Origin of the sequence: Francisella sp. 19S2-4 (assembly GCF_036281795.1) — a bacterium.
Taxonomy (GTDB): domain Bacteria; phylum Pseudomonadota; class Gammaproteobacteria; order Francisellales; family Francisellaceae; genus Francisella.
On record NZ_JAWUZH010000004.1, the window covers coordinates 71,845 to 85,199 of the forward strand.

Below are 13,355 nucleotides of genomic sequence, written 5' to 3' on the forward strand. Positions count from 1 at the left end.
CAATAAATCATATATAGTCTTAACTAGACTAAGCTTATTAATTTTAAAAATGAAGATTTTTCGTCATCTCTATGCGCAAGTTTTATTAGGAATAGTTATAGGAATTTTACTTGGTATTTTCAGCCCCAATATAGCTATTGCTCTTAAACCCTTTGCCGATGTTTTTGTTAAACTAATTAAACTGATGATAGCTCCTATAATATTTTTAACTTTGGTTTCTGGTATTGCAGCAATGAGAGATCTAAAAACTGTAGGGAAAATAGGTGGAATTGCTTTAATTTACTTTTTCTTTATGACTATAGTTGCTCTAATTATTGGTATGCTTACAGCAAATATTCTTCATCCAGGCTTAGGACTAAACATTGATCCAAATTCTTTAGATGCTAATGCTGCAAAATCATATATGGGAAATGTTGAGCATATTGAGAATGTTCAAAGCTTTTTTATGAATATTATTCCACATACTTTTGTTGGTGCATTTACAGATGGAGATATTTTACAAGTTCTTTTTGTTTCAATACTATTTGCGATAGGTCTTGTTTTATATGGAGATCAAGGACAACCTATACTTATTGGCATACAAAATCTTTCAAAAGTCTTTTTTAAAATTATTCATGTTATTATGCACTATTCTCCTATTGCAGCCTGCGCGGCTATTGGTTATACAGTAGGAACATATGGAACTGATACATTATTAAGCTTATTAGGGTTATTACTATGTTTTTATGTTACTTGCTTTATATTCTTAATCGTTTTTTTAGGAACTATACTCAGATTATATTGTGGTATTAATATTTTTAAGCTACTAGCATACATTAAAACAGAAATTTTTATTGTCTTAGGAACCTCTTCTTCTGAGACTGTTCTACCAAACCTTATGGAAAAACTTGAAAACTTAGGTTGTAATAAGTCAGTAGTTGGACTTGTAATACCTACTGGTTACTCATTCAATCTTGACGGTACTGCTATTTATTTATCATTAGCTGCAATTTTTATTGCTCAAGCACTTGGCACTGAACTTACATTAAACCAGCAAATATTTATGTTATTAATTATGGTAATTAGTTCAAAAGGTGCTGCAGGAGTCACAGGTAGTGGATTTATAATATTGGCAAGTACTCTTAGTGCTTTAGGTGTTATACCTGTAGCTGGAATTGTAATTATCTTAGGTATAGATAGATTTATGTCTGAAGGTCGAGCAATTACAAATATGATTGGTAACTCAATAGGTACAATAATTATATCTAAATGGCAGGGCCAACTAGATATAGATAGGCTAAGAAAAGAATTAAATTACTAACACTGAAATCTACTTAAATAGTTTCTAAATTAACACCCTTTGTCTCAATACCAAACTTTTTAGTAACTACAGCACCTAAAATAGAAGTAATTATCAATATAACTAACAGCATATCAACTCCTATGACAGATATTAATATAGGAAACAAAAATGCTGCTATAATAGCACCAACTTTTGCAAAAGATGCTGCAAAACCAGCCCCTTTTCCTCTAGCATGTGTAGGAAAAACCTCTCCTGCTATTACATATGTCTGAGCATTTGGTCCTATGTTTGTCATAAATTGAAAAATAATAAATCCTAAAAATATAAGAATAATATTGTTATCTGTCATATGACCCGCCATTGCAATAGCTAAACCTACTGCACAACCTATAAAGCCAAATATTTGCAATTTAACTCTACCTAGGTAATCAGATAAAAATATCGCAAATACAATTCCTAAGAAGAAAAATACATCAATAAATGCCGAACCTTTTGTAGCAAGTATCTCATTGTTAATAACATCATTTACAGTTTTAACATCTACTTTTGAGCCTATTGTCACTGTTAATATTAATGGTAAAAACACACCTATTCCATAAGTCCCTAAATCCTGGATAAACCATGGTAATGATGCAAAAATTGTTTGTTTCCTATATTTTGTAAATAATGATTTATATGAACCTCCTCTTTCTATCTCTGTAACAGCATTAGGGTCTTTTTTCTTAATTCTAATAACTTTAGGATATCTTGGTCGTCTATTTAATAAAAAAGTTAATGCTCTTTCAGCTTTTTTATACTCGCCCTTAGTAACTAAAAAATGCGGGCTTTTAGGGATAAAGAATCTACCAATAACTACAAAAATTGCAGGGATAATAGCAATCGAATACATAATTTTCCATGCATTGACTGATGGCATTTGAACTAAAACAAGCCAGCCTATAAGTGTACCCACAAGAGCTCCAACAGCCTGAAATGCAAAGGCTCCTAAAACTAGTTTCCCCCTGTTTCTACTCGGAATAGTTTCTGAGATCATTAAATGAGCTGTTGGATAATCACATCCTAAAGCAATACCAGCTATCAGTAGCATTATAAATAAGACTACAAAACTACTAGATAAACAAACACCTATAATACATATTAAAAATATTATCATTTCGATAATGAACATATTTTTTCTACCATATTTATCAGATAAACTTCCCAGTAAAGATGCTCCAATAAGTATCCCAACTAAAGTTGCTGAACCTATCATACCTTTTTGCATATTACTAAGTTGAAAATCATAAGCGATTAGATGTAAAGCAATACCTGTCATAAAGACAATCATTCCTTCAAAGAATTTACCTGCTGTAGCTAGTAGCCAAATAAACCACTGCATGCTAGAAAGAGGAATAAGATTAACTTTGGTTCCATCCGGCCATACTGGTTCTTCATCTAAATATTGTTGAACTGACTTTTTCTTAATTTTTGATTTAAAACTGGCTTCTTCAGATTTTTCTTCTTTCCCCACGACTATCCCTTAATATTTGTTTATTTACCTTTTTTCTTGCTTAATATAACAATAAAATCAACCTAAAAATATAGCTTTATCAAAAATAAAATTGTTTTAAATAAAGCTATTGACTTTTTCAAAACTACTCAAATCTAGTTGTTTTAGCTTGATCAAAATAATTATATACTTTCTTACCTGTATTTAGCTCCTTAATGGATATCTCGGCCTTATATTTAGACTCATCAGGAACTATAACTTTACCATCTGGATTTTCTGCACTTTGTATTTTTAAATTATTAACTGTTTTAGTGCTTAGTTGATAAAGTTTAATAGTATAGTTAACTTTTTGCCCTTTTAACGCTTCATATAAGACTCTACCATCAGTATGAGGCAAAGATAACCCCAAAATATGTGCTATAGTAGGCGCTAAATCAACATTGCCTGTTGGCATCTCATCTGTAAATTTTGATTTAAAACTTGGTCCATATGCAACCAAAGTATTATGTACATCTATAGGACTAAATGATCCATGCATACCTCTATCACTACCGTCACTATTAAATTCTGTTCCTACGTAGCCTTTAACTCTAGCAAAAGAATTGAAGTTACTGCCTACGATAATATCAGGATTTCTTTTTGATTTATTCTCTAAATGAACTAAGCTTAAAGGGAAAGTTCCAGGAATATCACCATAACGCTTGCCATCAATAAAAATCACGCCAAACTCTTGTCTTGATTGTAAAAACTTGACTAGCTTCTCTATTAGTGACTTATTATGACTAGGAACATATAAATATGTACTTCCTCCATTCGCTGCTACGATTACACTATTCTTAGGAAGCTTATTAGGAATCTTGTACGATGGAGTTGTATATTTGATTCCTAGATCCGCATGTCTATGACCATTAGTATCAGACTCTTTTACACCTCCTTCACATACTTTGCCTGTCGTATCATACTTTGTTGGATATACATATTTACCATCTTTTGTAATACCTGATAAAACAGGATCATACTGACAACCTTCGCCATCAAATGCTTGAAATCCGGCTCTTGTTAATAAATCTGCAGGTCTAAAATCACCAGATACAGAATATCCATTGATTTCATTGATAGCTCCAACAGTTTTAGTCTTTTCATTTATATTTCTTAATGGAAAATCTCTTAATGAAGCCGATACATTACTATGAGCATGATCTGAAACAACAATCAAATCTGTTTTTTTCCATAAGTGTTCTTTCTTTAGTTTCTCAATCAGCAGACCTAATAAATAATCTTGGTTTTTAAGAGCATTATAATATGCTGTTGACCCAACACCATAATTATGCTCCGTAGTATCAGGATTGCGTAACCATACAACACTTAATTGTGGTTTAGCATATGGCATTACCTCATTTAAGTAACTTTTCATAAGATATGTATTATCTTTAGTGTACGGTGAAGTAATTCCAGCAACTGGATCCGATGTCACACCATCTTTTAGTGTTGCTACTTTACCATATCCAGTAGGATTTGCATTCCCTTTTAAATTAAAATCTTTATAAGCATATCTTGTATCATAAGGTAAGATATATCCCTTATCTTTTAGATATTTTGCAAAAGTTTCTGGATATACATGCTTTTCATCAAAAATAACTCCTCCAGAGTCATGATCTTGCATAAAAGCAGCACCTGACTTACCAACAGCTGCAGTTTTCATACCGTTTTTCTGAGCTTGTTGAAATAATGTTGTGACTTCTAGCAAGGGCTCCTCTGGAACACTATTTAAATCTTGTAATATTTTGTAATCCTCTGTAAATACAGGTGCTTTAAAATTAACTTGATGGTCAGCAGAATCAATACCTTTTGCTTTTGGTTGCCATAAAGTATTACCATAAAATCCTGTTTTTCCAGCAAAATCACCTGTAGCAAAACTTGAAGCATTCATCATTGTAAATGTTGGATAGCTAGAGTGATTATCATTAAACCAAACACCTTTTTGCGTAAGGCTGTATAAATTAGGTGTTATATTTGGCGATACAGAATCCGGTCGTAAACCATCCCACACAAAAATAACAACATTCGGCTTATCGTTAAGCTTACTATTATTTGATGATGGACTTTGGACATTTGATGCTGCTAAGCAGGTCGATGCTACCGTTAGACTTAACGCACCTATCTTTATTATTTTCCTCACGATTTTATCTCCTTATGATTAAAACAAAGTTTTTTCATGTTCAGTTTATTAAACTAAAAAACCATGAACCATAAAGTTTTTTCAAAAAGAAAAATAGTATAGATATCCCGCGACAATTTCTGTATGATAATCAACCTAATTTTGAAAAAAAGATAATCTCGAAAAAAATTGCAATATTGTATATTTCGTTTAACCAAAATACAAGTTTTTACAGCTTAAAACTTTATAACTCTATCAAAGCTATCTAAAAGCTTAGCATTATGTGTAATAAAAATAACTGTCTTATTATTCATAAGCTCTTGTAAATTTTTAAATACTAATTTTTCAGTTTCTTTATCAAGACCTTCTGTTGGCTCATCTAAAATCAAAATAGGCTTATCCTGCAAAAAAGCTCTAGCAAGAGCAAGACGTTTTTGCTGCCCTCCAGAAAGGTGTTTACCTAACTCACCTGTCCAAGTATCTAAACCTCTTGGTAGCGACTCTAGATATGTTTTTAATTGAACTTTTTCTAAGGTATTAATAAGCTCCTCATCTGTTGCATCAGATTTTGCAAGTAATAAGTTTTCTCTAATTGTTGTATTAAAGATATGTGGCGACTGGTTTATAATAGTCATTAAATTTCGTAATTGATCTTCGCTAAATTCTTTGATATTTCTATTTCCAATAAGAATCTCACCACTATTGATATCCCAAAATCTTGCCAATAGACTAATAATAGTTGATTTACCTCTACCAGTAGGCGCAAAAAGAGCTATTCTTTGATTTTCCATAATTTCTAGAGAAAAATCTTTTAATATCGATTGCTCAGAAGTATAACCAAAACAAACATTTTTAAATTCAACATTAAATTGATTAACATTTACCTGAGTATCTGAAAATTCAACATCAGGCTTTGCATCAGTAATATTTAAAATTCTCTTAGACGCAGATATTGTTTTTCCTAAATATTGATATGCTAAAGGTAATGGCATAATAGATTCAAAAGCAGCCATAATAGCAAGAAATATCAAAGCTATAAAAGCACCATTAATATTTCCATTTTGAGTTAATTTAACAGCAAATATAGTCACCATCACAATTGTTAGACCAAGTGCTAAAGTCATTAACGCACTACCAAGCCCACTTATAATACTAATTTTTTCTTCTTGCTTAAGTAAGTTTGAGTTTTGTTGTCTTATTTTTTCGAAGTGTTTTCCATCTAAATCAAATATTTTTAATTCTGCAAGAGAATTCACATGTTCTGTAATATCTGTTTTTAATTCTGCACTAGTATTATTAAGATTATATGACTTCTTCATAGCAAGAACGCTACTAAATAAAGGTATCACAAAGCCTATAAATAATAATGCTATTAAAGTTAACAATGCTAAAGCAAAACTAAAAAAGCAAAATAATAATGCTATAGTGACTGATGCTAGTATAAATACTATTGTTGGAGATAAAATGCGCACATATAAGTTATCTAAAGCTGCTATATCATTAACTAACCTTGTAAGTAAATCTCCACTTTTATATTTATGTAAATGTGATGGCGCTAAAGGCTCTAACTTTTCATAAAACCAAACTCGAACATCTGTCAAAATTCTAAAAGTAGCTTCATGAGTTAAAACCCTCTCGCCATATCTACTAACAATCCTTCCTAAAGAGAAAGAACGTACACCCGCAGCTGGATAAAAATAGTTAAATGATGTTGCAATAGCATATGTTGTTGTAGCTAAATATCCAGTATAGGAAATAAACCAACCTGATAAAGACATAAGTCCAATACCCATTAGTATCGCAGACCATGCTAATAGAGTACCTAATAGCATCCATTGAGTTTGGCTTCTAAATAATTTTATAAAAGGAATTAAACTTCTCATGCTGTCACCTCATTTTTATAGAAGTGATAAAAGTCACTATTTTTATCGCTAATCAATTCATCAAAAGTACCTACTTCAGATATTTTGCCATCATTTAAAACCACTATTTTATCAACACACTCTAAGAAACTTAATTTATGCGTTAACATAATTACAGTTTTATCTTGCCAGTTTTGTATTAATGAATTGATAATTTTTTCTTCACTAGTCTTATCTAAACTGGCTGTAGGTTCATCTAAAATTAAAATATCATGAGGCTTTAAATAAGCTCTTGCTAAAGCAAGCCTTTGAGCTTGACCTCCTGATATTCCAAGGTTTTGCTCACCTATCTGTGTTAAAAGTCCATCATTTAGAGAATTTATAAAATCTTCTAAATCTGTATCTTTTACTACCTTATTAATATCATCTTCTGTTGCATTTGAGTTTGCCAGTAATAAATTATCTTTGATTGAGCCTTTAAATAAAGAAGCGTTCTGCCCAAGCCAAGAAATATTTTTTAACCATGATTTTTCTTCTATTTTATTTAGTTCTATATCACTATTAATCAAAATATTACCGTGATACTCTATAAAGCTAAGTAAAGTGTTTATCAAAGTAGTTTTACCTGCACCACTAGCTCCAACAACAGCAATCTTCTCGCCGCTATTTATCTTAAGTGAAAGATTATCAATAGCTACTTTATCATCATATTTGACAGTTAAATTCTCCAAAAGAATACTATCAACTTTATCATTAAAAATAGTATTCCTATTATCTGAACAAGGTTGCATTTCAAATATTTTAGCTATTTCTAAAGCTGCGCCAACAGCCTCAGCTTTAGCATGATAATGAGTGCTTAACTCTCGCAATGGCATAAAAAACTCTGGAGCTAATAATAATACAAACAATGCTCCTTGAAGAGTCAAGTTATGTAATGCCCACCATATATTGTTATCTGCTCCAGCATTTATAAATCCCATACCTAGATATATAGCTACCAAAGCAATTGATGCTGCTGCAAATAATTCTAAAACTGCTGATGATAAAAAAGCTATTTTTAGAACTTTCATAGTTCTAACTCTATAATTATCCGATGCCTCATAAATTTTTTGATTATAAGATCTACTTTTATTAAAAAGCTTTAATGTAGTAAGTCCTTTTAAAGTATCTAAAAAAGTCATACTCATTCGAGAAAGAGTTTTAAAGTGCTTCTGATTTTCAGACTCTGCACCTAAGCCTACAATAATCATAAAAAGAGGTATCAAAGGCGCACATATTAACAGAAGGATCCCACAAACTATACTTTGGGGAAATATGAATATCAATATAGCTAATGGCATAAGTCCTGAAAGAGTTATTTGAGGTAAAAATTTAGTTAAAAATCCTGTTAAACCCTCTACTTGCTCCATAGCACTACTTATTATATTAGCATTTGAAGTTTTACTAAGCTGTATTGGACCAAGTTTGTTTATATGTACAATAATATCTTCTCTAATTTGTTTTTTAACAATAACTGCTGCCTTATAGCTAACTATTTCTCTAGTCCAGCTTAATCCTGCTCTGATAATAACAATTATAACTATAGCAGTAAAATAACCACTTAATTGTCTTAGCGTTAATTTTTGTATATATGCATCATATGAGATATGTGCTAATAAATATAACTGCCAAATTAATAACATACCACTTAAAAAAGCTATTAATACTGTTAACTTAATCCATCTTTTAGCTGGTATAGCAGCTTCTTTAAGCCACGCCCTAGCTGATTTTTTATCTTCTTTAGAAGCATCTGAAAGCATTTAGAGAAATCTACTTAAAATTTTAACTTTGAGAATTATAACATAATCAATAAATAAACTTTATGCTATTGGCCCATATAACCATCTTTAAATATAGCAAATTTATGAATTTTATGTTAATTTTCATATTGGAGAGATTAAAAGTAAGTGGGGTTAAAATGAAAAAAAAATATCTAGCAATAGTATTCACAGGACTAATAAGTTTTCCTTTTATATCAAATGGATACACGCAAAAAATTTACACAGGTAATTCATTACCTGCACCTGCTACTAAGCAGACTCAAGTAAGTCAAATAGCTGACGATATACAAGCAGAAGATGCAAAGGCTCAGCTTAACAAAGTTAATAATCAAGTACATGGTCAAGATACTATCAGTGCTGTACAAGCAGCTCATGGGATGAATTAATTGACCTTTTTATAGGAGATCAAAATGAAAAAAACATATATCAAAGCAATATCTTTAGCTATTATATCGCTACCACTAATAGCAAATGCTGCACAAAATAATATATCTTCAGAACAATTACAGGATAATTCATCCTATAGCGCTGGAGAAAAATTAGGTAGTACAGTTAATGATACTCGAAGCACCATGCACAAGTATTATAAAAAAGCTTCAAATTCAGTTAAATCAATGGCTAAAACAACCAAAGATAGTTCTGCTAAAATGTTTAACAATATAGCTAATAACGCCAATAATGCAAAAGAAGTAATAAAAAATAAAGCTTATCAATCCTCAGCTTATATGGGTCAAGTTTCTGATAATATAAAGCATTATTTTGTCCAAACATCAGACTCTATCGTTAATAGCTCTGATGATGCTAAAAACTCTATTACTAATAAAGCAAATCAAGCAGAAAAATCCATAAATGAAACAACTAAAGAAACCAAAAATAAAGTTAAAGATTTTAAAGAAGGTTTTGAAGAAGGAAGTGATCAGAATAAATCTAAACCAGCTCCATTTTAATTTTAAGATATTAGAATAAATGGGTATGTATTATGAAAAAACATTTAAAAAAAATATTTGGAAAATTAAACATACCTCTTATTATTTTATTATGTTTAGTAGGAGGATTAATTTTAATTTCTAATATAAAAAATGAAAATGTAGCTAAAGCTAAAGATACAGTTAATTCAGCTGTAAATGATATTTCTCAAAAATTAAATAATGCTGCACAAGACACTAGCAATCCAGTTGAATAATTCTTATCTAAATATAAAAATTGTAGGATTAATCTTAATTTTAGTTACCACTTTATATAGAAGGTGAATATTCCAATATACCATTGATAAACTAGAAGCTATAGCAAGCCCATAAACTCCCCAATTCATAGTAAAAATAACCCCTAAAATAATATTTAATACTAGAGCTATATAAAAAGCAAAACATGTTGTTTTTTCAAAACCTGCCATATTAAGTATTGTCGCAACACATCCAGAAAGAACATTTACAATTTGTCCCACCATCAAGATACAGAATATAAAATATGAAACTACATACTCATTTCCATAAAGTAAAGTTATTGGATAACCACACACTACAAGACCAACTATAGCGAATATAGACAATATAAATATAATTCGAGTATATGAAGTTATTTTTAACTGGAACTGCTCTCTAGAGCAATTTTTATAGTCATCCGCAATTTGAGACAAAACATTTGAATTAACAGCATTTAAAACAAAGCTAACTAAAGCTCCTAATTGCAAAGCAACACCATATAAAGCCACATTAGATGATGTAGATAAGCCTTTAAGAATTATAATATCAATTTGTGATAATAATAATAATCCCCATTGCATCAATGCAAATGATAAATTGCTTCCCAAAGGTTTCGAACTTTCAAATGTATACTTTGATGTTTGTACAAGCCAAATAGTCGTTATATACATTGTCATAAATATCATCATAAAACCAACAAGCATCGCTGTATTTGTTATATACAATGATATAAATACTATTGTTAAAAATAACATAATGAATCTTAATCCTAGCTGGATCAGATTAGCAATAACAACAACTCTTTTAGCTACAAAAAAAGATTGGAATATATTTGCCATGAAAAATGGTACTGCAAATAATAATGCAAAGTTTTCTATATAATTATCATTTTTTTCAGAGTAGTTATAGAAAATAATAATAGCTATCATCAATATTACAAATAAAAAACCTCTCTTAAAGTACCAATTATGTACTAAAAAAGTCTCTTTATTTCTCTCATATCCTGAAAAATCTGACTTACCCCAAGTTCTAGCTAATATTCCTCCTGCTCCCATTGTAGCAATCACCGCTAAAATTGTAGCAACCGTAACTCCAAAGATATAGTAACCATAATCACTAATGCTCAAATGCCTAGCTAATAATATAGCTGTAATAAATGCACAAGCTTGCCCTAAAGCTTGCACTACCATTGTCTGTAGTGATTTTGATAATATTTGATTAGAAAGGATTCTTTTTATCAATGTTTCTTGGCTAAAAATTAACTTAACCAAAATTTTAACAGCAAAAGTATAATAATATAAGAGTAATTTATTATTTAAAGTTATTAAATGTTTCTAAAGCTAAGGCTAATGATCCCTTAACTCCAGTATTATCTCCAAATGATGCAGGAACAATAAAATTTGACATATCTTTTAATGCTGGGTAATCAAGATATCCATTCAAATATTTCGCCACATTTTCACGAATCATATCAAAAAGAATAGTTTTATGCATAACTCCTCCTCCCAAAATTATCTTATCTGGGGAAAAAGCACATATGTAATTTACTAATGCTTTTGCTAAGTATTCTGCTTCAAACTGCCATGCTATATGATCATCAGAAAGCTTACCAGCTGAACTAACCTGCCATCTCTTATTTAGTGCAGTACCTGATGCTAAACCCTCAACACAATTTCCATGAAAAGGACAGCATCCCTCATAGTTGTCATTAATATTTTGTGGTATAAATAAGTGGCCAATTTCAGGATGCATTGCTCCTTGAACTAATTGATTATTACATATTATGCCGCCACCAACACCAGTGCCTACTGTCAAATATAAAAGATTATCTAAGTCTTTACCACAGCCCCAGATATGTTCACAAATTGCAGCGGCATTTACGTCAGTATTAAATCCTATAGGCCCTGAGTAAACTGTCTTAATAGCGCTAACTATATCAAACTGTTGCCAAGCAACTTTAGGTGTATTTGTAATATGACCATAAGTCTTAGATTTAGGGTTAATATCAATTGGTCCAAAACATCCAATACCAATAGCATGTATATCATATTTACTTTGATACCCTTTTAAGATTTCCAAAACTTCCGTCATTGTTTGCTCAGGAGTTGTAGTATCTGTACGATGGCGCTCTATAACATTACCATCAATATCTCCAATTGTTGTAAAAAACTTTGTGCCACCTGCTTCTATACCTGCTAAATACATACAGTTCTCTTCTATACAAATTTAAAAAATTATAATTAATATTATCATTATTGATTTTTTTTAACAAAAATAACTTATCTTTTTATAGCTCTAATAGTTTATTTACTGAGACTTTACGCTTTTTATAAACTCTTGAAGCTCTACTTTTTCAAAAGTATATTTTAACTCTGAATTAGCTTGCTTATAACAATTTTCCATATAACTAGCTATAACTTTGGAATTTTCATCACTACTTTGTTTACAAATATGTAGTAAGCTTTTTTGTATACGCTTTGCTACTAGTAAATTACTACTACCATATATTCTTATATATTCAAAACCACTTCTAATAAATCTATCTATGGTTATATCTTTAGTATATAAGTTTTCATATATTACCTGTTGTTCATTCGCAGTATTTGAATCAAAAAGACAGTTTAAACATCTATTTATCGTATCAATAACATTTATAGCTGTAGTAGGATCATTTGTTGCAGGACTCAGTGCCTTTGCAGCTATTTCACTAAGAGTTTCAATACCAAAAATTGGATCTTCATTAAAGCTTTTTTCATTCGTAATTATAAAATTAGAAGATAATTCAGCTAGTTTATCTTTAGTTAAAGTCTCTGAGCACTTAATATAAGCTACTACTTCTGAACTTGCTAAATGCTCACCCTTATATTTTACTATATAAATTTTTGCATCTAAGTTTTTACAAAATTCATTTAAGCTCTCAAAAGAAATATCATTAAGAAACCCATAATCACTTGCAAGAATAGGTATATATTTCTTAGGAATTTTATCTTCTATTAATTTATTACAACCTTGATATCGATTTTTTATATATTTTTCTACAGTAATTAGAGCTTGATCTTCAGTTTTTGTTAATAAAGTTCTTACCTGGCCTAATTTAGCTATACTATCTATCCATACTATAAATGTAAAAATAACCCATGCAAATACAAAAATAGTTAGAATAAAGATTAAAAAGACACCCGTGTTATCAAAAACTCCTGACTTTATTGCAATAGTCGCAATCACACCATAGATAAAAGCTCCAATAAAACTTGATGTTGCTTTATTAGAAGCTCGATCTCTAAATAGTATTGCAAGAATTCTAGGTGTTCCTGAACTACTTGCTGAATTATATGCTGTGACTATTGCACCTACTGTAAAAACAATAACAGCAAGCATACTTTTCGTTATGATAGAAAGTAGAGCATTTACAGTATCTATATTTATCCTTTCAGAATAGAAATCTATATTTAACTGCTGAATTAGAAAGACTGTTGAATAAATCTTTCAATTTCTATGAATAGGAATATTTTTGCTATTTTTAGTAAAAACTTAGCCTTAAA

Annotated in this window: 11 protein-coding genes; 4 read left to right on the forward strand and 7 right to left on the reverse strand. The window is 30.3% G+C overall.

Annotated features, from left to right (window positions below):
• Positions 1–49: 49 nt before the first annotated feature.
• A complete protein-coding gene (dctA, locus tag R8535_RS01820) occupies positions 50–1,300 on the forward strand; it encodes a C4-dicarboxylate transporter DctA (RefSeq protein WP_329495978.1) in 1,251 nt (416 codons plus the stop codon).
• A gap of 13 nt (positions 1,301–1,313) precedes the next feature.
• On the opposite strand, the gene R8535_RS01825 is transcribed toward dctA, so the two are convergent.
• The 4 genes from R8535_RS01825 to cydD all read right to left on the reverse strand — a co-directional run bounded on the left by R8535_RS01825 (position 1,314) and on the right by cydD (position 8,590).
• The gene (locus R8535_RS01825) at positions 1,314–2,792 is read right to left on the reverse strand and encodes an MFS transporter (protein ID WP_329495980.1); all 1,479 of its coding nucleotides are present in this window, start codon (positions 2,790–2,792) and stop codon (positions 1,314–1,316) included.
• 124 nt (positions 2,793–2,916) lie between these two features.
• Entirely contained in the window at positions 2,917–4,950 is a 2,034-nt protein-coding gene (locus R8535_RS01830) for an alkaline phosphatase family protein (RefSeq protein WP_329495982.1), read from the reverse strand.
• Positions 4,951–5,165: 215 nt separating this feature from the next.
• Complete coding sequence (gene cydC / locus R8535_RS01835; RefSeq protein ID WP_329495983.1) at positions 5,166–6,812, reverse strand: heme ABC transporter ATP-binding protein/permease CydC; 1,647 nt, start codon at positions 6,810–6,812, stop codon at positions 5,166–5,168.
• On the reverse strand, positions 6,809–8,590 hold the full coding sequence (gene cydD / locus R8535_RS01840; RefSeq protein ID WP_329495984.1) for a heme ABC transporter permease/ATP-binding protein CydD: 1,782 nt from the start codon (positions 8,588–8,590) through the stop codon (positions 6,809–6,811). The genes cydC and cydD overlap by 4 nt, the downstream gene beginning before the upstream one ends.
• Positions 8,591–8,748: 158 nt before the next feature.
• On the opposite strand from cydD, the gene R8535_RS01845 reads away from it, so the two are divergent.
• From R8535_RS01845 to R8535_RS01855, 3 genes are read left to right on the forward strand one after another with little or no spacing between them, the layout of a single operon-like run.
• Positions 8,749–8,997 carry a hypothetical protein gene (locus tag R8535_RS01845; RefSeq protein ID WP_329495986.1) on the forward strand — a complete coding sequence of 83 codons (249 nt, stop codon included), beginning with the start codon at positions 8,749–8,751 and terminating at the stop codon, positions 8,995–8,997.
• A gap of 24 nt (positions 8,998–9,021) precedes the next feature.
• Positions 9,022–9,558, forward strand: coding sequence for a hypothetical protein (locus R8535_RS01850; RefSeq protein ID WP_329495988.1), 537 nt, complete (start codon positions 9,022–9,024; stop codon positions 9,556–9,558).
• A 32-nt stretch (positions 9,559–9,590) separates the two neighbouring features.
• Positions 9,591–9,794, forward strand: a complete 204-nt coding sequence (locus tag R8535_RS01855) for a hypothetical protein (RefSeq protein ID WP_329495989.1) — start codon at positions 9,591–9,593, stop codon at positions 9,792–9,794.
• A gap of 3 nt (positions 9,795–9,797) precedes the next feature.
• Here the strand turns inward: R8535_RS01855 and R8535_RS01860 are convergent, their stop codons facing one another.
• The 3 genes from R8535_RS01860 to R8535_RS01870 form a co-directional block, all read right to left on the reverse strand.
• Positions 9,798–11,054 (reverse strand): lipopolysaccharide biosynthesis protein, encoded by a 1,257-nt coding sequence (locus R8535_RS01860; RefSeq protein WP_329495999.1) that lies wholly within the window; start codon positions 11,052–11,054, stop codon positions 9,798–9,800.
• Between the two features lie 70 nt (positions 11,055–11,124).
• Complete coding sequence (locus tag R8535_RS01865; protein WP_329495991.1) at positions 11,125–12,018, reverse strand: ROK family protein; 894 nt, start codon at positions 12,016–12,018, stop codon at positions 11,125–11,127.
• Between the two features lie 102 nt (positions 12,019–12,120).
• Positions 12,121–13,296 carry a DUF2254 domain-containing protein gene (locus tag R8535_RS01870; RefSeq protein WP_329496001.1) on the reverse strand — a complete coding sequence of 392 codons (1,176 nt, stop codon included), beginning with the start codon at positions 13,294–13,296 and terminating at the stop codon, positions 12,121–12,123.
• Positions 13,297–13,355: the final 59 nt, after the last annotated feature.